Annotated in this window: 15 protein-coding genes; 3 read left to right on the top strand and 12 right to left on the bottom strand. The window is 72.7% G+C overall.

Annotation, left to right across the window (positions count from 1 at the left end; genetic code table 11):
* Positions 1 to 12: 12 nt before the first annotated feature.
* The 9 genes from ACFU53_RS02740 to ACFU53_RS02700 form a co-directional block, all read right to left on the bottom strand.
* Positions 13 to 474 (bottom strand): hypothetical protein, encoded by a 462-nt coding sequence (locus ACFU53_RS02740; protein WP_383985337.1) that lies wholly within the window; start codon positions 472 to 474, stop codon positions 13 to 15.
* Positions 461 to 1,789: an Hsp70 family protein gene (locus ACFU53_RS02735; RefSeq protein WP_383985335.1), complete on the bottom strand. Its 1,329-nt coding sequence runs from the start codon at positions 1,787 to 1,789 to the stop codon at positions 461 to 463. Before ACFU53_RS02735 ends, ACFU53_RS02740 begins: the two co-directional genes overlap by 14 nt.
* Entirely contained in the window at positions 1,786 to 4,227 is a 2,442-nt protein-coding gene (locus tag ACFU53_RS02730) for a dynamin family protein (protein WP_383985333.1), read from the bottom strand. Before ACFU53_RS02730 ends, ACFU53_RS02735 begins: the two co-directional genes overlap by 4 nt.
* A 6-nt stretch (positions 4,228 to 4,233) precedes the next feature.
* Positions 4,234 to 4,818, bottom strand: coding sequence for a hypothetical protein (locus ACFU53_RS02725; protein WP_383985331.1), 585 nt, complete (start codon positions 4,816 to 4,818; stop codon positions 4,234 to 4,236).
* Entirely contained in the window at positions 4,802 to 5,755 is a 954-nt protein-coding gene (locus ACFU53_RS02720) for a hypothetical protein (protein WP_383985329.1), read from the bottom strand. The genes ACFU53_RS02725 and ACFU53_RS02720 overlap by 17 nt, the downstream gene beginning before the upstream one ends.
* 2 nt (positions 5,756 to 5,757) lie before the next feature.
* On the bottom strand, positions 5,758 to 6,603 hold the full coding sequence (locus ACFU53_RS02715) for a C39 family peptidase (protein WP_383985327.1): 846 nt from the start codon (positions 6,601 to 6,603) through the stop codon (positions 5,758 to 5,760).
* Positions 6,600 to 8,324 (bottom strand): dynamin family protein, encoded by a 1,725-nt coding sequence (locus tag ACFU53_RS02710; protein ID WP_383985325.1) that lies wholly within the window; start codon positions 8,322 to 8,324, stop codon positions 6,600 to 6,602. Before ACFU53_RS02710 ends, ACFU53_RS02715 begins: the two co-directional genes overlap by 4 nt.
* A gap of 468 nt (positions 8,325 to 8,792) precedes the next feature.
* Positions 8,793 to 9,509, bottom strand: a complete 717-nt coding sequence (locus ACFU53_RS02705; protein WP_383985324.1) for an alpha/beta fold hydrolase — start codon at positions 9,507 to 9,509, stop codon at positions 8,793 to 8,795.
* A gap of 66 nt (positions 9,510 to 9,575) precedes the next feature.
* Positions 9,576 to 10,547 (bottom strand): alpha/beta hydrolase, encoded by a 972-nt coding sequence (locus tag ACFU53_RS02700; protein ID WP_383985322.1) that lies wholly within the window; start codon positions 10,545 to 10,547, stop codon positions 9,576 to 9,578.
* A gap of 347 nt (positions 10,548 to 10,894) precedes the next feature.
* On the opposite strand from ACFU53_RS02700, the gene ACFU53_RS02695 reads away from it, so the two are divergent.
* From ACFU53_RS02695 to ACFU53_RS02685, 3 genes are read left to right on the top strand one after another with little or no spacing between them, the layout of a single operon-like run.
* Entirely contained in the window at positions 10,895 to 12,820 is a 1,926-nt protein-coding gene (locus tag ACFU53_RS02695) for an amidohydrolase (RefSeq protein WP_383985438.1), read from the top strand.
* Between the two features lie 52 nt (positions 12,821 to 12,872).
* Positions 12,873 to 13,535 (top strand): hydrolase, encoded by a 663-nt coding sequence (locus ACFU53_RS02690; RefSeq protein WP_383985320.1) that lies wholly within the window; start codon positions 12,873 to 12,875, stop codon positions 13,533 to 13,535.
* Between the two features lie 49 nt (positions 13,536 to 13,584).
* Positions 13,585 to 14,322: a DUF1275 family protein gene (locus ACFU53_RS02685; protein ID WP_383985318.1), complete on the top strand. Its 738-nt coding sequence runs from the start codon at positions 13,585 to 13,587 to the stop codon at positions 14,320 to 14,322.
* A 10-nt stretch (positions 14,323 to 14,332) separates the two neighbouring features.
* Here the strand turns inward: ACFU53_RS02685 and ACFU53_RS02680 are convergent, their stop codons facing one another.
* From ACFU53_RS02680 to ACFU53_RS02670, 3 genes are all read right to left on the bottom strand, one after another.
* Complete coding sequence (locus ACFU53_RS02680; protein WP_383985316.1) at positions 14,333 to 15,253, bottom strand: helix-turn-helix domain-containing protein; 921 nt, start codon at positions 15,251 to 15,253, stop codon at positions 14,333 to 14,335.
* Positions 15,254 to 15,356: 103 nt separating this feature from the next.
* The gene (locus ACFU53_RS02675) at positions 15,357 to 17,651 is read right to left on the bottom strand and encodes a BTAD domain-containing putative transcriptional regulator (protein ID WP_383985315.1); all 2,295 of its coding nucleotides are present in this window, start codon (positions 17,649 to 17,651) and stop codon (positions 15,357 to 15,359) included.
* Between the two features lie 100 nt (positions 17,652 to 17,751).
* Positions 17,752 to 20,760 (bottom strand): BTAD domain-containing putative transcriptional regulator, encoded by a 3,009-nt coding sequence (locus ACFU53_RS02670; RefSeq protein ID WP_383985313.1) that lies wholly within the window; start codon positions 20,758 to 20,760, stop codon positions 17,752 to 17,754.
* Positions 20,761 to 20,919: the final 159 nt, after the last annotated feature.

The raw sequence follows: 20,919 nt of genomic DNA, 5'->3' as shown, positions 1-20,919 counted from the left end.
CCATCGTGCCACTCACAGCCGGCACTCCCGGTGGCACCAGGTGAAGAGGTCCCGGGACTCCCTGAGCCACTGATCGGCCATGCCGCGGAACGCGGTCCGGGTCACCCGGCAGGCCAGGGGCAGGGTGCGGAAGCCCATCAGATAAGGGGGCTGTTCGCCGGCGAGGTTGCAGATGGACAGGGTCGGGGCGAGCTGTTCGATGTTCCAGGCGTTCGCGGCGGCGGCCGCCAGGGCCAGTTGGTCGTCCTTCAGATAGCGGTCGTCGGTGACCATCACCAGCAGCATCTCGGTGCTCGTCGTGGTGAAGCCGAGCTGGATCCGCCGCTCGGCCTCGGGGTGCTCGAACTCCAGGCCGACCGAGGACGCGTCCGCCTCGAACGGGCGGTGCTGGCGCGTCACCCAGTCGTTCACCAACCGCCGCCAGTGGACGGTCAGTTCGACGGCCTGCTCCGCGGACGGGTCAGTCCCTGCCATACCGCATCGCCTCCTTCACCAGCCGATCGGTCAGACCGGCTTCCAGTAACGTGGTGACCTTGAGCGGCAGGGGCCGTGGCGGGGCGGGCGGCGAGTCGACGAGCGACACGGGCGACACGGGCGACACGGGCGGGGTCGTCGAGCACGTCGTCCGCGGCGGTGGTACATGCCTCGGCGGTGGGCCCGCGCCCCACGCGAGCCACGCAGCCCCGGTCGCGACCGCGAGTTCGGGTTCGGAGACGGTGAGCACCGTTCGGCCCGAGCGTTCGAACAGTAGTTCGCCGACCATGGGGAGCCGGGAGCTGCCGCCCACCGGGACGATCAGGTCGAGGTCGCCCCAGTCCAACCCATGGGCCCGGAGCACACGTTCGCACTCCTCGACGGTCTCCGACAGCAGCGGCCGTATGGCGTTCCGCAGGTCGGCGCTGGTCAGAGTGACCTCGGTGGGCGGGTCCAGCATGGTCAGCAGGTCGGAGTGCTCGGCGGAGACGGACAACTGCTGCTTGAAGGTGGTACACGCCTCGGCGAGCAGGATCCCCCGGCGCAGCGCCGCCGGATCGTCGGGGTTCGCGGCGGCCTGCCGCAGCCGGTCCACCGCTTCCGGGCAGCGCTCTCGTACGAGGTTCAGTACGGCCTGGTCGATGGCGAGTCCGCCCACGTCGGACAGGCCGCCGGGGGAGCCGAGGACCGTGTAGCCGTCCTTGCTCCCCTGGGCCACCGCGAGGTCGAACGTGCCGCCGCCGAGGTCGTAGACGAGTACCGTGCGATCACGGTCCATCCCGTGGTCGTGCAGGGCGTAGACGGTGGCCGCCACGGGTTCGCTCTGCACCTCGACGATCTCCGGCGGCAGCCCCGCGGCCCCGGCGGCGGTGAGCATCAGCTCGCGCCGGTTGCCCTCCCAGGTCGCCGGGACGGTGATCACCACGCGGGAGGGGGCCGCACTGACGGCTTTCCGCGCCTGCTCGACCAGGAAACCCAGCACTTCCGTCGTCAACTGCTCTGTGGTGAACCGGCGTTCGCCCAGCCGGTGTGGAATCGGCTCGCCGAACTCGCGCTTGAACTCCGCCCGGAACCGTTCCGGACGCTGCAACCGCGAGTTCTGCGCCGCCTGGCCCACCACCATCGAGCCGTCCGGCAGCAGACACACCGCGCTGCGCACCGACGTGGCCCCGAACGGGCTCACCGGGTCGCGCACCGGCAGGGGCGGATGGTCCGGCCGCAGGACGACCAGCGCAGACGTCCATGTGCCGAAGTCGATCCCGTAGACCGGGCCCGTACGGTCGCCGCCGTGCGTCCGGTCGCCGGTGCCGCTCATGGCGTGTCGAACTGGTCGGGATCGAACGTGGAGCCGATATCAGGCGCGGAAGCCGTGTCCAGGCCGGTGCCGATGTCGTCGGCGCGAGGCGTGACGAGGGAGGGTGTGACGGGGGAGGGCGTGACGGGGGAGGGCGTGACGGGGATGAACGCGGCGGTGTCCTGCGGAGCGCCGCCGGCCGGGGCCGTGGTGTCGACCACCGGGGTGTCGATGCCCGGCGCGGCGACCGTCGGCGCGTGGTCGGACGAGGAGGAGGCGGCGGGTGTGGCGTCGAGAGGCGTGGGGTCCTTGGCCATGACGGCGGAGCCGGCATGCGTGAAAGCCGCGCCCACGGCGACCTCCGCGGCGACACCGAACGCGATGTCTTTCGCGGCCGAGCGGGCCGAGCCGGTTGAACCTCGTGAACCTGCTGAACCCGCCGGAGTCCCCGCACCGGCCAGGATCCCCGAACCCCCGGAGTCGGCAGCCGAGTTGCCTCCGCCGGGCGATGGTGACGCCGCCGCCCCCGTGGCGTCGGTGTTCCTGGCCTGCTGTCGTCGTCCGCGTCCCCCTGTGGACGCGGATCCCCGCGGCTGGGGCATGGTCACCCGGTCCACCCGCCCCCGCAGCCGGTCCAGTTCGTTCTGCAGTTGTCGGTAGGCCTGCTGACGGGCCAGCAGTTCGCCCCGGCGCCTGGCGAGTTCCGTCTTGGTCTGACCCGTGGCGGCCTGGAGCCTGCGGCCGGACTCGGCGAGGGATTCCTGCTGTGCGGCGAGCTGGGCGTTGAGTTCGGCGATGAGAGCCTGGGCGATGTCTCCGTGGGCCTGGTTGAAGGACTCGGTGGCGAGGCGGCGGCTCTCGGCTATCTCCTGGGTGATCAGCTGCTGCATCCGGGCGTCGCGTTCCCGCTCGGCGCGCTCACGGAGGTCCTTGCGGTGGTTGCGTATGCCGTGGATGAAGCCCATGGTGCCCATGCCCACCGCGGCGGCGGGGCCGGCGATGAAGGGGTCGATGCAGAAGACAAGGCCGCCCGCGCCCGCCCCCGCCATCCCGGTGGACCAACTGGCCCGGAGCTGGTCGAAGAACCGGGCCGGCCGCACGTTCAGCGGCACGGTGGGCACCGAGATGGCGGGAGTGAAGGGCGGCTTGGGAACCTCGGGCGAGGTCAGGTCGAGGCTGGTGCGCCGCGCGAAGTCCTCCATGATGGCCACGGCGGTGGCGGCCAGCTGCTCGTGGGCGGTCGTCAGGGCCTTGAGCATGTCGGCGGCGACCTGGCCGACCAGCTCGTCGGCTCCCGGATCGGCTCCCGCGTTCACCTTCTCCTGGTAGGCGCGCAGCGCCGAGGTGAACGCGTTCTGGAGTCCCGTACGCGCCGCGCGGGTGTCATGCTCGAAGCGCTGCCGCAGCTCCGTACGCCATTCGGCGCTGCCCGTGGAGAGTCGCTTCAGCCTTGTGCTGGTCTCGCCCACCTCTCGCCGGATCCGCTCCAGGGACTCGTCCGACTCCAGGGCCGCGAGTTCGTTGACCACGGGGGAGCCGGCAGTGGCGACGGCGTCGCCGAGGGCGTCCAGGGCGCGGCGCAGCTGGACGGCGCCGCTGGTCGTGGCGAGCCCCTCCCACAGGGCGTGGTCCAGCTGGGGGAAGCCGGAGTCGGCGAGCAGCCGGTCGTCCGTGCGGTCCCGGAGCCATTTGTGCTTGCGGAAGGAGGAGACGGGGACGACGACCAGCCGGTCGGCGGGGCGGCCGGTGCGGGCGGCGATCTTCTCGCGGGCCCCGGCGACCACGGGCGAAGGGTCGGCGACCTTGTCGGTCTTGGTGACGACCGTGATGACCACCTCGCACTTCTCCAACGCCTCGCCGAGGAAGTCGAGTTCATAGGTGGCGAGCGGTTCGATGGCGTCGCACACGAACACCAGGCCGTCGGCACGTTCCAGGAACGCCCGTGTGGCGGTGGTGTGTTCGGGGTTCACGCTGCCTACGCCGGGGGTGTCGATGAGGACGAGGCCGGTCTCCAGCTGGGGCATCGGGGCCTGGATCTCGACGAGTTGGACCCGTTTGTGGTTGCGCGGGTTGCCCTGCTCGGTGACGTACTCGGCCAACCGGTCGAGGCCGATCGTGACCTGGCGGGTGGCGCCGCCGCCTCCGGCCTGCGGGTCGCCGAGGTGCACCACGGCCTGTTCGCGCGGGCCCCAGCCGAGGGTGCACACCACACAGGTCGCCACGTCGACATCCACGGGGAACAGGCCGGGCCGTTCCACCAGGGCGTTGAGGAGCATGGACTTGCCCCGCTTGAACTCACCGCCGACCACGACGTGGCAGGTGCCCTGCGCCAGCCTGGCCCGGGACTGGTCGAGCAACTCCCGCTGACGGGGGCCGAGTTCCTCGGCGAGCTGGTGGGCGAGCTTGGGGAAGGCGGCCAGGACGTCCGAGCGCAGACGGCTGAAGACGTTGTCCGGCATGATGGTTCACCTTTCGTCGGGCAGGTGCGGGTCGGACAGGTGCCGGCCCAGGAACCTGGGGGCGAGCTGCCGGTAGTGGGGGACGAGGGCGGGTTCCAGCAGTTGGGACAGCAGACCGCCGAACTCCTCGGCCCAGCCGCCGCCCGGCTGCCGTCCGACCGAAAGTTCGTCGAACAACTCGTCGTAGAGGGCGAACAGTTGGGCCCGAAGGCCCCGGTAGGCGTTGGTCGTCAGCCCCTCCACGGCCGGGTGGGGGAACCGGCCGACCGGCTGGGACCACTCCGTGCGGGAGCGGTGCGGCTCCTTGAAACGCAGATCCGTGTACTCGACCAGCCGCTGCGTCGACCAGTCCAGCGTCGCCGTGGCGAACGGTGGGAACAGGTCGGCGCCCCCGGCCGGGTCGGGCCGCATGACGAACAGCGGAAGCCGTACGTAGACCCGCGGTGCTCCGTCCTGCACCACCGGCACGGGCAGTGGCCAGCCGATCCCCGACTCCATGGGGACGAGCCGGTGGAAGACCGGCGAGCGGCGCAGCTCCCGGCACAGGATCTCGGAGCGCGGTGCCGCCGCCGGGTCAGCGGAGGTCTTCATGGGAGGCGTCGTGGGGCGAGTCGAGGGATGAGTCATGGGAGGGGCCGCCTTCCTCGCCGGGGCCGGGTGCGTCGCGGATCTCGCCGCCGGGGCGGGGTGCGTGGGGGGTGTCGTCGCCGGGGTGGGGCGCGCTGCGGGTACCGCCGGATCCGGACGGGTCGAGGAGCGCGGCGATCCCGGGTGCGTCGAGGGCTTTGCCGGGTTCAGGCGCGTCGCGGATTTCACCGATCCCGTGCGCGTCGTGGGTAGCACCGAACCTGTGCGCGTCGCGGGTCTCACCGATTCCGGGTGCGTCGCCTGTCTCGTCGATCCTGTGCGCGGCGCCGGTTTCGTCGATCCCGTGCGCGGTGGCGGTTTCGCCGGGGCCCGGTTTCCCCGGCGGTACGAAGGCGACGACCTCCTGGTGGCGGAGTACGGCCTCGCCCCAGAGATAGCCGGGGCGTACCGTCTCCGCGATGGCGCCGCAGCGCAGGCCCGACGGGTCGGCGCGGGTGGCGACCACGTTGTGCCGGGTGGGATCCACCGGACCGGAGTCCTCGACCGGGGTGACACCGGACGCGGTCAGCGCGGCCAGCACGCTGCGGCGCACCCAGTCCAGCACCGGGTCACGCGGGTGGCCTTCGGCGGATCCGGCGGATCCGGCGGCCGCAGCCGACGACGGCAGTTCGGCGACCCGGTCCAACAGTCGGATGAGCGGGGCCGCGACCGCCGGCGCGGGGGCGGGCACGGCCGCATCCGGCTTCGGCGGCTGCGGCGGCTTCGGCGGCTCCGGCGGCTCCGGCGGTCCGGCGGCGTCGGCCGTCGACCGCTCGTACTCCGCCCGCACCTCCCGCTCGATGCGGTCCCGTTCCGCCATGAGCCAGTCCGCGCACCGCGCGGCGAGTGTGGTCGGCTCCTCGGGTGGGCCGCCCACCCGCTCGACGTTCTCCGCCGTCATGGTCACACCCCCCGTTGCGTGCCCGCGGCGACGAGGAGGTTGCCGGAGTCCTGCCAGGCGCCCATGAACTCGTCCAACGGCACCTCCAGGCCCTGTCCGTCGGGGTGCCCGGAGTCGTTGAGGATCACCATGGGGTGGGCGGGGTCGCTGTTGTCGATGCCGGTGACCCAGACGGCGTGGTTGGCGTCCTGGCCCGGGATGCCCGGCGCGTCACCGAGCGCGTCGTCGTCCGGGTCGTGCCCCGGCGCCCAGATCTCCTGCGCGTCCAGGCCGACGATCGCGGCACCGCCGTCCGCGAGCACCCCTTCCAACTGCTCCAGGGACGCGCCCTCCACCTGCTGCACCGGGACGCCGTGGAGTTCGAGCAGACTCCCCACGTGTTCGGGCCGGGTGCCGGTCCCGTCGTACCACTCCCTGCTCGCCGCCTCCTCGGTGAGCTGCTCCTCGCTGACGCGCTCCCCCGTCAGATACTCCAGGACCATGCCCTGGGCGCTGATCGCGCAGGCGTTCTGGCCGGCCTGCTCCTGCCACAGGTCCATGGCCTCGCCGGGATTGCCGAGGACGGCGCCGGGATCGCTCTGCGCGGGGTCGAAGTTCGGCAGATCGGGGATGCCGTCGTCGGCCGGAGCGCCGTCCGGGTCGAGGCCCGGGTCGAGGCCCGGTACGGCGTACGGGTCTGTCGGGTCCGTCGGGTCTGTCGGGTCGGCGTACGGATCGGTGGCGTCCGGCAGTGCCGTCGGGTCGACGGTGCCGGGGTCCCACAGTGCCGTCGGGTCCTCGACGGCATGGGGGGCCGGTCCCGGATCGAGGTCCGGTTCGGCACCCGGGTCGTACGGATCCCAGCTCATGGGGCACTCCTCTCACCGTTGCGCCCGACCGGTTCGTCGTCGTCCCCGTACAGCAGGACGCGCGCCCGGTCGACGAGATCAGCCACGCGTTCGTACGACCGCAGCACCACCCGCGCGACCATGAGCGTGGGTCGGTCGAGCAGCGGGTCCCCGGCGCGGGCGGCCCAGTGGGCGGCGCGTTCGCGGGCCGTGGTCAGCAGGACACCGACCGGGGTGTCCGGCGGCAGGGCGAGCCGGGCCGCGCAGCCGGTGCCCCGCTCTCCGGTGACGGCGAGGAGCTGGGCCTCCTCCTGGGCGGTCAGGTTCAGCCGGCCGCGGTAGTGGGCGCCCAGCGCGGCGAGTTCGGACGGGCCGGGGTCGCTGACCCGCGAGCTCTCCAGCAGGCCGGCGATCCGGTCCGCCACCGGCGGTGGCCGTCGGCCCGCCCGCTGTGCCGTGGCGCGCAGCCGGGCCACCTCGTCGGCGATCTCGCGCTGCCCGTGATCCAGTTTGATCAGCGCGGCCCGGTTGCCGAAGTGCCGCAGCACCAGGCCGCGCAGTTCGGTCACCCCGCTGTGTTCCAGCAACCGTCGGCGCACCTCCGCCTCGGCCAGCCCCTGCCGGAGGTAACCGCAGGCCAGGAACACGCCCCACGCCCCCAGCCGGCCCACCAGCGCGGCACGCACATCCGGCGGAACGGGCAGGTCCGGGTAGTCGCGTACGCAGAACAGGTGGACGTCCTCCATCCGTTCGGTCAGCAGCCGGGGCTCCACCTTCGCCAGGTCGGCGAGCGGCCCGAAGCCGTCGCCCGGCAGGCACTGCGCGCCCACCCCGAGCAGGCCGGCGACGGGCACGACCGTGCGGAACACCCGCCGGACCAGGGGGCGTTCGAGGTAGGAGTCGGCGATGCGGCGGGCCGTGGCCATGGGGTCGTAGGCGTGGTAGTCGGACGGGTCCAGCGGCATGCCGTCCCGGCCGGTCTCGCCCACGGGTGGCCAGTACTGGTCGCTGCGGGAGAGCACCCCGAACGCCTTCAGCGGGCTGACCACCTCGCCGTACGACCCGGCGAAGGACTCCACCGCCTGCTGGTCGGCCCGGCCCAGGCCGCGGCTGAACACGAAGACGACCGCGTCCGCCCGGTCCATCTCGGCGGCGCTCTCCGCGTGCACGGAACGGGCGTCCTGGCCCAGCTCCGCGAGGACCCGGGCCGCCTCCTCCCGCTCGGCGGGATCGTCGATGCCCAGGAAGGCGAGGGTGTTCTCGGCGTCGGTGCCGTGCACACTGCCCAGGCCCGGTGTGTCCACCAGCCGGAAGCGGCGCAGCAGCGGGCTCGGCCGGCCCATCTCCACCTTGCGTACCGAACGCAGCAGACTCAGCCCGTCCGGGGAGCGCACGGTCAGCCGGGACAGCGCCTCCGGGCGCCACTCCTCGGGTGCCCGGCCGTCCTTGAAGTGGACGAGCAGGCGGGGGCGTTCGGCATGGTGGAACTCGCAGACGTTGAACGTCAGCTCCAACTGTCCGGTGTCCGACACCTCTTCGCCCAGCAGCGCGTTCACCAGCGTCGACTTGCCGCGCTTGATCTGCCCGGCGACGGCCACGCGCATCGGCTGCCCCATCCGGGCGCGCGCGGCGGTCACTACGGCGCGCAGGTTCTCCGCGACCGCGTCGGCCGCGTCGATTTCGCGGGCGACCCTGGCGAACACCTGGTCGTGCGATGCGGTGGGGTCCTGTGGGCTCGGCATCCCGGTCACCCCGCCGGGTGGCGGCCCGCCGGACGTAAGAAGCCAAGTGGCCTGGAAATGAGCAGAGTCGACCCCGTGCGTGATGATGACATGCGTTCCCCCGATGCCGGTGTCGGGACCGGTCCCCCCGCTCCCTGTGCCGACGGCAACAGAGTGGCAGCGCGTCGGCCGTCAGACGAGGGGTTTGGCGGGAACTACCCGTTTCCTGGGGCGCACGGCGTATTCATGGGGGCGTGCGGAGGTATGTGCTGTGCTCCGGCGGCTCGGGGTTGTGCGCCTGGGCCGCCGTACGGGGTTGGGGTGTATGGCGACTGCGGGGTCGGTTGTGGCCGGTCGCGCCCACGCGGCGGAGCCGCAGATCGATACAACCCCGCGCCCCTGAAGGGGCGCGGCCCCGCCCGGTGACGGAAGGACATCAGGCGGAGCCGCTTCTTTGTCGGTTCGTCAGTTGGTCAGTACGTCAGTTCGTCAGTTCGTTGCTCGTACCGCGTCGCGGATCACTGCCGCGACCTCCTGGGGGCGGGAGACCGCCACGGCGTGGGAGGCGCCCTCGATCTCGGTGACGGTGGCGCCGGCACGCTTGGCGCCGAAGCGCTGGACGTCGGGGTTGATGGCCTCGTCGGCGTCGGCGACGACGGCCCAGGAGGGCTTGGTCTGCCAGGCGGCGGTCGCGGTCCGCTCGGTGAACACCGAGGCGGACAGGGGTCGTTGGGAGACGGCGAGGATTCTGGTGACCTCGGCCGGGACATCGGCGGCGAAGATGCCGGGGAAGGCGTCCTGCTTGATCGTGACCTCCACGGCGGGGTCGGCGCCTTCGACGGGGTACGTCCACTCGTCGAGGTTGGCGACGAGCGGGGCCAGCGGGAAACGGCCCTGCAACTCGCCCAGGTTCTCGCCCTGTTCGGGGATGTACGCGGCCACGTAGACCAGGCCGACGACGTTCTCGGCGGCGCCGGCCACGGTGATGATCGCGCCGCCGTAGGAGTGGCCGACGAGGACGACCGGGCCGTCGATCTGGGCCGCCGCGGAGGCGACGTACGCGGCGTCGGAGGCCAGGCCGCGCAGCGGGTTCGGCAGCGCGCGGACGGGGATGTCCTGGCTGCGCAGTTCCTCGATGACGCCGGCCCAGCTGGACGCGTCGGCGAAGGCGCCGTGCACGAGGAGGACGGTGGGAGTGGCGGACATGGTCGGGTTCTCCTTATCGGTGCCGGGTGCGGCCGGCGACCGTGGGTCTCTCAGGGGCGGGGTGGGTCAGCTGCCGTGCAGGGCGGTACGCAGGGTGCCCGTGGCCAGCGTGATCGCGGCCTCGGCGGCGTGCGTCCCGCGCAGGGCGTTGAGCATGACGAAGTCGTGGATGATGCCCTGGAAGCGCACGGCGGTGACCGGCACGCCCGCCTCGCGCAGCTTGTTGGCGTACGCCTCGCCCTCGTCGCGCAGGACGTCGGCCTCGCCGGTGATGACCAGGGCCGGGGGCAGGTCCTTGAGCTGCTCGACGCTCGCCCGCAGCGGGGACGCGGTGATCTGGGCGCGCTCGGCCTCGTCGGTCGTGTACTGGTCCCAGAACCACTGCATGCCGTCGCGGCGCAGGAAGTAGCCGGTGGCGAACTGGTGGTAGGAGCCGGTGTCGAAGTTCGCGTCCGTCACCGGGTAGAACAGCACCTGCTGCACCAACGGGACGTCACCGCGCTGCTTGGCCATCAGGGTCAGCGCGGCGGTCATGTTGCCGCCGACCGAGTCACCGGCCACGGCCAGCCGGGCACCGTCCAGGTCCTTGGACGCGCCCTGCTCGACGACCCACTTCGCGACCGCGTAGTTCTGCTCGATGGCGACCGGGTAGCGGGCCTCGGGGGAGAGGTCGTACTCGGGGAACACCACCGCGGCGTTCGCGCCGACGGCCAGCTCGCGCACCAGCCGGTCGTGGGTGTGCGCGTTGCCGAACACCCAGCCCGCGCCGTGGATGTAGAGAATCACCGGCAGGACGCCCTCGGCACCGGCGGGCTTCACGATCCGCGCCCGGACACTGCCCGTCGGACCGCCCGAGACGGTGATCCACTCCTCGTCGATCTCCGGCTTCTCGATCTCGCCGGACTGCACCTCGTCGACCGCCTTCCGCCCCTCGGCGGGCGGCAGTTCGAAGAGGAAGGGCGGGTTGGCGGTGGCGTCCGCGAAGGCGGCGGCCGCCGGCTCCAGGACCGGCCGGATCGGCTCGGAGATGTCGGACATGTGGATCTCCCGATGTGTTGCGGTGTGTTGCGGTGTATTGGGTTTTGCGATGTGTCGCGACGTGTCGCGGCGTGTTGTGCGTGATACGCGGCGTGATATGCCCGCAGCGCTTCGGCCAGCACGCTAGAACCGGAAAGCCGTGGGGAATTGCCCACCAGCGCACCGAAGTCGGTCCGAGAGTGCACGGAAACAGGGAATGCCGATCACCCGTGCGCTGTGATGACGAATGCGGTGCGCTGCCGGAACACAGAGAAGGCTCCGCGCCGCATAGCTTCGAAAGCGAAGCCGGTTCCGAAAGCGGTTCCGAAAGCGGTTCCGAAAAAGGGGGTTCTCCGAAGTTGTCCACGATGCCGGTCGGCGGGCTCGTTCCCGGGGCCACCGACGATGCCGCAGACCTCGTCGTCCGCAACGCGCGGATCCACACCGGCGACCCGCGCCGCCCGGCGGCCGAAGCGCTCGCCGTGCGCGCCGGCGTCATCACGGCCGTCGGCGACGACAAGGACGTGGCTCCCCACATCGGCCCCGCCACCAGGGTGGTGGACGCCCTCGGCCGCCGTACGGTCCCCGGCCTCAACGACTCCCATCTGCACGTCGTCCGCGGCGGCCTCTCCTACGTGCTGGAGCTGCGCTGGGACGGCGTGCCCACCCTCCGCCAGGGCCTGGCCATGCTGCGCGAGCAGGCGGCCCGTACACCGAAGGGCCAGTGGGTACGGGTGGTGGGCGGCTGGTCGGCCGAGCAGTTCGCCGAGCGCCGGCTGCCGACCGTCGGCGAACTGAACGCCGCCGCCCCGGACACCCCGGTGTTCGTGCTGCACCTGTACCAGTCGGCGGTCCTCAACCGCGCCGCCCTCAAGGCCGCCGGACACACCCGCGACACCCCCGACCCCAAGGGCGGCCAGATCGTACGGGGCCGCGGCGGCGAGCCCACCGGCATGCTGCTCGCCGCGCCCAGCGCCCTGATCCTCTACTCGACCCTGGCCAAGGCCCCGGCCCTGGAGGACCCGGACCGGAAGACCTCCACCCGGCACTTCCTCCGGGAGCTCAACCGCTTCGGGCTCACCTCGGCCATCGACGCGGCCGGCGGATTCCAGAACTTCCCCGACGACTACGGCACGATCACCGAACTCGCCGAGGCCGGACAGCTGTCGCTGCGCATCGCCTATCACCTCTTCCCGCAGACCCCCGGCCAGGAATTGGCCGACCTCGCCCGCTGGATCGAAACGGCCCGCCCCGAGGACGGCGACGCATGGCTGCGCCTCAACGGCGCGGGTGAGAATCTGACATGGGCGGCGGCGGATTTCGAGAATTTCACCCAGCCGCGCCCGCAACTCACGGAAGACTACGAAGTCGAATTCGAAAAGGCCGTACGGCTGTTGATGGAGAACGGCTGGGGATTCCGGCTCCACGCCACCTATGACGAGACCATCCGCCGCGACCTCGCCGTATTCGAGAAACTCGCCGCGGAAGGGCTTTTCCCCGCCGGGAACAGGTGGCTGTTCGACCACGCCGAGACCGTCTCCACCGGCAGCCTGGACCGTGTCGCAGCCCTCGGCGGGGCCATGTCCGTGCAGAACCGGCTGTCGTTCCAGGGTGAGGCTTTCGTACGCCGCTACGGTTCCGGCGCCGCCGCGGACGCCCCGCCGATCCGGGCCATGCTGGACCGAGGACTGACCGTCGGCGCGGGCACCGACGCCACCCGGGTCTCCACCTACAACCCGTGGATCGCCCTGCACTGGCTGGTCACCGGCCGCACCGTCGGCGACCTGGTACTGCGCCCGCCGCACAACCGGTTGGACCGGTCCACGGCGCTGGCCATGTTCACCACGGCGGGAGCCGCGCTGACCGGCGAGGCGGACGTCAAGGGCGTCCTGCGCCCCGGGTACTACGGCGACCTGGCAGTGCTCTCCGAGGACTACTTCACCGTGCCCGAGCCCGAGATCGCGCACATCGAGTCCGTACTGACCGTCGTCGGCGGCCGGATCGTGCACGCGGCCGCCGAGTACGAGGGCCTCGACGAGGAACTGCCGCCCGTCAGCCCCGACTGGAGCCCGGTCGCGCATTTCGGCGGCTATCAGGCGACCGACCGTACGAGCCTGCCCGGACTGCCGTGCTGGTCGGGACCGTCCGGCCGGTCGGGACTGTCGGGTGCCCGGCAGGCCGAACTGCTCGGCCAGGCCGCCGCCGAGTCGGAGCGGCACCGCCGGTGGCGTGCCCGACGCGGGCTCGCCCCGGAGACCGGGAGCCCGGCCTTCGACCCCTGCTTCTCCCTCTGACCCACCCGAATCTCACTGATCCATCAGAACCCCCCTCAGGAAAGGCACGACCATGGTCGACATCAACGAGGTCACCGCAACCCCCGGCCCCGACCTGCTCACCCCCGACAACTGCGCGGTCCTGTTTGTGGACCACCAGCCGCAGATGTTCTTCGGCACCGGCAGCGGCGACCGCACCGCGATCATCAACGCGACCGTGGGCCTGGCCAAGGCCGCCAAGGTCTTCGACGTGCCGGTGGTCCTCAGCACGGTGGCCGCCGAGTCCTTCTCCGGCCCGCTCCTGCCGCAGCTCGCGGACGTCTTCCCCGACCGGAAGATCGTCGACCGTACGACGATGAACGCCTGGGAGGACGTCGCCTTCGTCGAGGCCGTGAAGGCCACCGGCCGCAAGAAGCTCGTCATCGCGGGCCTGTGGACCGAGGTCTGCGTCGTCCTGCCCACGCTGTCCGCGCTCGCCCAGGGCTACGAGGTCTACGTCGTCACCGACGCGTCCGGCGGGGTCAGCCCGCAGGCCCACGAGCACGCCGTGCAGCGCATGGTCCAGGCCGGCGCCGTACCGGTCACCTGGGTGCAGGTGCTCCTGGAGCTCCAGCGCGACTGGGCGCGTACGGAGACGTACGGTCCCACGACGGAGGTCGTCAAGGAGCACGGCGGCGCGTACGGCCTCGGGATCGTCTACGCGCAGGCCGTCATCGGCGAGCACGCGGCGGGCTGACGACGGAACGACGGTGCTCCGCCCGGCGGAGCGGAAGGAGTGGCGAGCTGTGCGCAAGCTGCTGACCGACCTCGCCCACACCCTCGCCCCGCCGCGCGGAGACCGGCACGGGCCGCTGCCGCCGCTGATGCTGACCCTGACCGTGGTGACCGGAGTGGTGGACGCCGTCAGCTATCTGGGCCTCGGGCATGTCTTCGTCGCCAACATGACCGGCAACGTGGTCTTCCTGGGGTTCGCCCTGGCCGGCGCCGACGGGCTGTCAGCGCCGGCGTCCGTCGTCGCCGTGGCCGCGTTCCTCGCGGGCGCGGTGGCCGGCGGCCGGTCCGCGGTCCGGTTCGCGGCCCACCGCGGACGGCTGTTGGCCGCCGCCACCGCGTTCCAGGCGGTGCTGGTCGCCGGGGCCGTCCTCACGGCCGCCGTCTCCGACGACCGGGTCGGCGACCCCGTCAGGTACACCCTGATCGTGCTCCTCGGCCTCGCCATGGGCCTGCAGAACGCGGTCGTACGGCGCCTCGGCGTCCCCGACCTCACCACCACCGTGCTCACCCTCACACTGACGGGCCTGGCGGCGGACTCCGCCTCGGCCGGCGGGGCGGCGCCCCGGCCCGGCCGCCGCCTTCTCTCCGTCCTCGCCATGTTCCTCGGCGCCCTCGCCGGAGCGCTCCTCCTGTTGCACACCGACCTCACGCTCACCCTGGGCCTGGCCCTGCTGCTGCTCGCGGCGACCTCGGTGGCCGTGTACCGGCTCTCGGCCGCGAACGCGGCCTGGACGAGGCCGCCGGACTGAGCCGCGGGTGCTACCGGCCGTGAGGCCGCGTACCCCGTCCGCCCGCCGTAGCCTGCCCCGCCGTGTCCCGCCACTCGCTCGGTGACATGCCGTACGCCGCCCGGAACACCCGGCTGAAGTGGGTCGCGCTCAGGAAGCCCCAGCGGCCGGCGACCGAGGCGATCGTGCGGCGGTTGCGGACGCCGAGCACGAGGTCGCGCCGGCATTCCTCCAGCCGACGGCGCTGGATCCAGCGGCCCACGGTCGTGCCCTCGTCCTGGAAGAGCTTGTGCAGATAGCGCACCGAGATGTGGTGGGCCGCCGCGATCACCTCGGGCGACAGGTCCGCGTCGGCCAGGTGCTCGTCGATGAACCGCAGGGCGCGTGCCACCAGCGGCGACCGGCCGCCGGGGGTGCCCGTCGGGGTCCGCCCCAGCTGCTCCGTGGCGAGGGTGGCCAGCAGGTTCACCGCGTTCCGGGCGAGCATCTCGCCGACCGGGGGCTCGGCGGAGACAGCTGTGTCGGCCAGCTCGGACAGGAACGGCGACAGCAGCGTCCCGAGCCGGGAGGACCCGGCGACCGGGGTCGCGACGATGCGCCGCAGGTCGCCGTCCTCCAGCCCCAGCTCCTCACGCGGGACGAGGAAGACCTTCAGCCGGCAGCGCTCGGGGAAGTCCAGTAACGGCGGGTGGTTCGCGTCGTAGAAACAAATGTCCCCCGGCTGGAGGGAGACGTCCGGAATCCGTTCGGCAAGCGGAACGCCGGTCCCGCGCACCCCCACGAACAGGTACGCGCCGCCGGTCCGCGCGGTCAGCCGGTACGCCCCCGCCCCGGGCCGCCCATCTCCAGGCAGCTCCGTGGCCGTCCCGTCGAGGCCGAGGTCGAGGCCGAGGTCGAGGACGGCTATGCGGAGGCCCGCTGCCCCGATGGCGCTGGTGTCGGACCTGGTCATCTGTCGTTTCCTCCACGGCCGTTCGAATACACCGTCAATCACTGCACCCGGAGCGTAGGAAGGAAGATGTGAAAAAAGAGTGACCGTGAAGTGACGGTGGTGGCTATGGGGTGTCCGTGCGCGGGTCGTGGTCGAGCAGGCGTCGGCGGGCGGCGCGGCGGTCCTCGGGGGAGTCGTACGTCTCGGTCAGCTCGGCGGCGAAGACGCGCAGCAGGTCGTGCGGGGCGTAGCGGCCGGGTGCGTGTTCGGCGACGAGGTGGGCGTCGGCGAGGTCGTCGAGCAGCAGCCGGGCCCGACGGGCCGGGAGGCCGGCCAGGGCCGCGGCCGTGTCCGGGTCCAGGTCCGGGCCGGGGTGCAGGGACAACAGACGGAACAGCCGCGCGCTCTCCGGCGGAAGACGACGGTAGGAGCGGGCGAAGGCGGCGCGGAGGTCGGGCGTCTCCATGGCGCCGGCGAGGCTGGTGGGGGCGTCGGGTGTCTGCTTGGTGTCGGTGAGGCTGGTGGGGGCGTCGGGTGTCTGCTTGGTGTCGGTGAGGCCGGTAGACGCTTCGGGTGTCTGCTTGGTGTCGGTGAGGCCGGTAGACGCTTCGGGTGTCCGCTTGGTGTCGGCGAGGCCGGTAGACGCTTCGGGTGTCTGCCTGGTGTCGGCGAGGTCGGTAGGGGCGTCGGGCGGCTCTTCAGTGTCGGCGAAGGCGGTAGGGGCGTGCGGCGTTGCTCCAGTGTTGGCGAAGGCGGTGGGGCCGCCGGGAGTTCCTCCGGTGGCGGCGAAGGCGTCGAGGCTGTCCCGGGAGTGTCGCAGCTCGGCGGCGAGGGCCGAGAGGGGGACGTTCGGGCGGCCGGTGGCGCGGGCGGCGGCGATCGCGAGGGCCAGCGGCAGTCGGCCGCACCGGGTGACGATCTCGTCGGTCGCCTCGGGCTCGGAGGCCGGCCGGTCTTGGCCGAGGTGCGCCGCCAGCATCGCCCGTGCGTCCGCCGACGACGGCAGGTCCAGGCGCAGCGGATGGGCGCCCGAAGCGATCAGACCGGCCAGTCCGTTGCGACTGGTGACCAGGGTCAGAGAGCCGGGCGACGCGGGCAGCAGCGGCCGTACCTGCTCGGTGTCGGCCGCGTCGTCCAGCACGACCAGCAGCCGCCGGCCGGCCAGCAGACTCCGGTACAGCCCGGCGAGGGAGTCCGCGCGGCCCGGCATTTGCGCGGGCGGGACCCCGAGCGCGGCGAGCATCCCGCGCAGCGCCGCCGCCGGGTCCAGGGGCGCCCGGACCGGGTCGAACCCCCGCAGCTCGACGTGGAGTCGACCGTCGGGGAAGCGTCCGGCGACCTTGTGTGCCCAGTGCACCGCGAGGGCCGTCTTCCCGATTCCGGGCATCCCGCTGATCAGCACGGTGGCGGGCGCCTCCGCGATGACGGCGCGCACGGCCGGGGGCGCGTCGGCGGAGACGGCGGCCGTGTCCGTGATCTCCGTCAGGCGGCCGAGTTCGGACCGTCTCCCGACGAAGACCGGCAGGTCGGCCGGCAGTTGGGCGAGGCTGGTGGCGGTGGCGGTGGCGGACGCCGGTCCGGGCCTCGGCGTGCTCGAACAGGGACCCGGCGGCCCGGCCGAACGGGCAGCCGTGGAACGCGGTGCCGTGCGCGGTCCGCTCGGCACCCACTCCTGCCGGAGCACTCTGGTGTGGGCCGCGGCCAGTTCCGTGCCGGGAACCACCCCCAACTCCTCGGCCAGCAGCCGTCGTACGCGCTCGTACGCGGCCAGCGCCTCCGCCTGGTGGCCGGACGCGGCCAGGGCCATGACGAGCGCCGCGTGCAACGGTTCGTCGAGGGGGTCGAGTTCGATGGCCTGCCGCAGCCGGGGCAGCGCCTGCTCGCTCCTGCCGCAGAGGAGCGCCGCGTCGGCGGCCATCCGGGCCGTGCGGACCAACTCGCGTTCCACTTCGGCGAATACGGCGTGCTCCCGTACGGCGGCGGGGATCCCCATCGCCACCGGACCGCGCCACTCGCTCAGCGCCGCCGCGAAGTGCCGCGACGCCACCTCGGACCGCCCGGTGGCCGCCGCCCGCTTGCCCCGCTTGGTGAGCGCGCGGAACCGCAGCAGGTCGACCTCGTCCTCGCCCGCCTCCAGCAGATAACCCCCGGCGCGGCGCAGCAGCCGCCGTCCGGGCGCCCGGGGCGGCAGACCGGGTTCGAGCAGCCGCCGCAGCGAACCGGCGTAACGACGCACCACGTTCATCGCGCTGGCCGGCGTCCGCTCGGGCCACAGCACGTCGACGATCTCGCCCGACGGCACCGGCCGACCGGCACGCACGACCAACAACCCCAGCAGCGCACGCTGTTGGGGGAACCCCAGGTCGAGCTCCTCCTCGCCCCGGCACACCCGAAGAGGACCCAGTACGTCGAACCGCATCAATTCCCCGCAGGGGCGAGCCGGTTGACGCGGACCGACCGGGCCGGCACACCTCGGCTCGAGGGCCTGAGCGGAGTGCCGGCGATGGGGAGGGCGCCGGTCATACACATCGCTCGCTCGCTGCGATCTGGGCCCGGAGCCGGTCGGCGTCGGGGTGGCCGAGCGTGATGAGGAGGGTGAGGGCCTGCTGCCGGACCTCGTGGGCGGTGGCATGGTCGCTCATCGCGGCATGGGTGTCGCCGGCGTGGACGAGGGTGCAGGCCTCCAGGTACGGCACGCCCAGCTCCCGGTAGAGGGCGAGGGCGTGGCCGTAGCCGAGGAGGGCGTTCGGGTGGCGGCCGAGGTGGTGGTGGGCGTACGCGATGGTGTGCCAGGTGGCGGCCTGGCCGTAGCGGTCGCCGAGTTCCTGGAGCAGGGTCAGGGCCTGGTGGCTGTGGCTCAGGGCCTCCCGGTACTCGCCGAGCAGCGCGTGGTACCAGCCGACGGAGTTGAGGACACTGGCGTACGCGGCGCGTCGGCCGCTGTTCCGGAACAGTTCCATGGCCAGCCGGTTGTGGTGGAGGGCGCCGGGCAGGTCGCCCTCCTGTTCGTGGGTCCAGCCGAGGCTGCGATGGGTGTCGGCCCGACCGATGTCGTCCCCCAGCCCGGCGAAGAGCTCCAGCGCACGGTCGAGGCGGGGGCGGGCCGATCCGTGCAGACCGAGCCGGCTCTCGGCCCGGGCCAACGCGCGCAGGCCCCTTGCCTCCCCTGCGGGATCGGCAGTGCGCAGGGCCACGTCGAGCGCGATCCGCTGGACGGTCGCCCAGTCGTGCCAGTGCCCCCGTCGGTCGAAGAACGGCTCCAGCGCCCAGGCGAGCTGACACGCCACCCGGTCGCTGCCGGACCGGGCCGCCGCCCCGACGACGGCGAGCAGCACCGGATACTCGGCGGTCAGCCAGGCCAGCGCCTGCTCGTGGCCGGCGAGCGGTTCGGCGTGGACACCGGCCGGGGGCGGCCCCGGCGGCACCGGGTCCGCGTACGGGGCGAGGAGCGGTTCGGTGGCGTGCGCGGTGTGCAGGTAGTACGCGTACAGCCGCTCGGCGGCCGCCTCGCGCTCGCCCTCCGGGCGATGGTCCTCCAGGAGTTCGGCCGCGTGGGCGCGCAGCAGATCGTGCAGGGCGTACCGGCCGGGGGCGGGCTCTCCCACGAGGTGGACGTCGGCCAACTCGGTCAGAAGCGACCGGGCCCGGCGTACGGGCAGTTCGGCGAGCGACGCCGTCGCGGCCACGGAGAAGTCCGGGCCGGGATGCAGCGAGAGCAGCGGGAAGAGGCGCGCCGCCTCGGGCGACACGGCACCCAGCGACCAGGAGAACACCGCCCCGACGTTCGCGGACGCGTCCGTCCGGCTGAACGCGTCCAGACTGCCGTGCGCCACGCGCAGCTCCGCCGCGATCGCCGACAACGGGAAATCCGGATGCGCCGCGGCCCGCGCCGCGACACAGGCCAGCGCCAGCGGAAGCCCACCGCACAGGTCCGCGATCTCCGCCACCGCCCGCGCCTCACCCGCGAGCCGCCCGGCACCCAGTCGGCGTTCGAGGAACGCCCGCGCCTGCTCGGCGTCCAGCGGACGCAGCGCCAGCGTGTGCGCGCCGTGCGCGGACACCAGGCCCGACAACTGGTTGCGGCTCGTCACGATGGTCAGACAGCCGGGCGTGCCCGGCAGCAACGGCCGCACCTGCTCGGTGTCCCGCGCGTTGTCCAGCAGCACCAGGAACCGCCGCCCCGCCAACAGGCTGCGGTACAGCGCCGCCTGGGCGTCCACCCCGTGCGGGACCCGCTCCGGCGGTACGCCCAGCGCGTCGAGGAAGACACGCACCGCTTCCCCGGCCTCCATCACCGCGCCCGACGGCGCGAACCCCCGGAGGTTGACGTAGAGCTGGCCGTCCGGGAACCGGTCCGCGACCCGATGGGCCCAGTGCACGGCGAGCGTGGTCTTGCCGATCCCGGCCATACCGCCGATGGCGCCGATCACGACGGTGTCGGCGGGACGCACGTCATCGCTGTCGCCGCAGTCTCCCCTGTCGCCGCAGTCTCCCCTGTCTCCCCTGTCGCCGCCGTCGCCGCTGTCGCCGTGGTCGGCGAGGAACGCCAGCACCTGCTCCAGCTCGGCACGGCGGCCGGTGAACGTCGGCAGATCGTGGGGGAGTTGAGCGGGGACGGCGGCCGGAACGCGCGGGGTCGCAGGGGCGGCGGCCCCGGTCGCGGCCTCGGCCCCCGAGGTAGCGGGCGCGGGCGAACCGGTGCTGCGAGGACCCATGTTGTCCGGATCACCGCCGCGCGACACGCCGTCGACCGGCCCGGTGCCGCGCAGCACAGCCCGATGGGCGTCTCGGAGTTCCGGCCCCGGGTCGATGCCCAACTCGTCGGCGAGTCTCGCGCAGGCGGCCCGGTAGGTGCTCAGCGCCTCGGCCTCGCGCCCGGTGGCGGCCAGCGTGAGAATCAGCCGGGCCAGCAGAGGTTCGTCCAGCGGGTCACCGGCCGCGGCCTCCTGGAGCAGGGGCAGGACGGCGGCGGGGGCGCCTGCGCGCAGCGCCGCGTCGGCCGCCTCCCGTACGGCCGCCAGCCGTTCACGATCGACCGCCCCGAACCCGGCGCGCTCGCGCACCTCGGCGGGGAGCCCGGCCCCGACCGGCCCCTGCCACAGGCCCAGGGCACCGGTGAGAAGCTCCACGACCCGCGCCGGCGACTCGTGGGTGTCGCCGCCGACCCGATGCGCCTCGTCCCGCAGCCGACGGAACCGCAGCAGATCCAGCGAGTCTGCGTCGACCAGGAGCCGGTACCCGCCCGCGTCCCGTATCAGCCACCGGCCGGCGGCACGGTTGGGCAGACCGGGTTCCAACAGACGCCGCAGCGATCCCACATGACGTCGCACCACATTCACCGCGCTGTCCGGAGGCCGCCTCCCCCACAGCACGTCGACGATCTCACTCACCGCCACCGGTCGCCCCGCCCTCGCCAGCAACAGCCCCAACAGCGCCCTTTCCTGCGGACGCCCCAACGCCAGTTCAGCCCCCGTCCGCTCCACCCGAACCGACCCCAGAACCGCGAACCACACCGGCTCCAGCGCCAATTGGCCCTCCTGATATCTCGTATTTCGTATCTTCCACGCGCCGCATGACCATACGTGACCACGTGCGTTACCTAGAGTTACACGCATGTCACCACCCATGAGGGGTCCGGACTCGGCACCGTCGCCGGTGCGCCGACCCGGCGGCTCGCCCATGACGGT

This window comes from Streptomyces sp. NPDC057474, assembly GCF_042802555.1.
Classification (GTDB): Bacteria; Actinomycetota; Actinomycetes; order Streptomycetales; family Streptomycetaceae; genus Streptomyces.
Note: the sequence above shows the minus strand (reverse complement) of the source record. Positions and strands in the feature narration are given on the sequence as shown.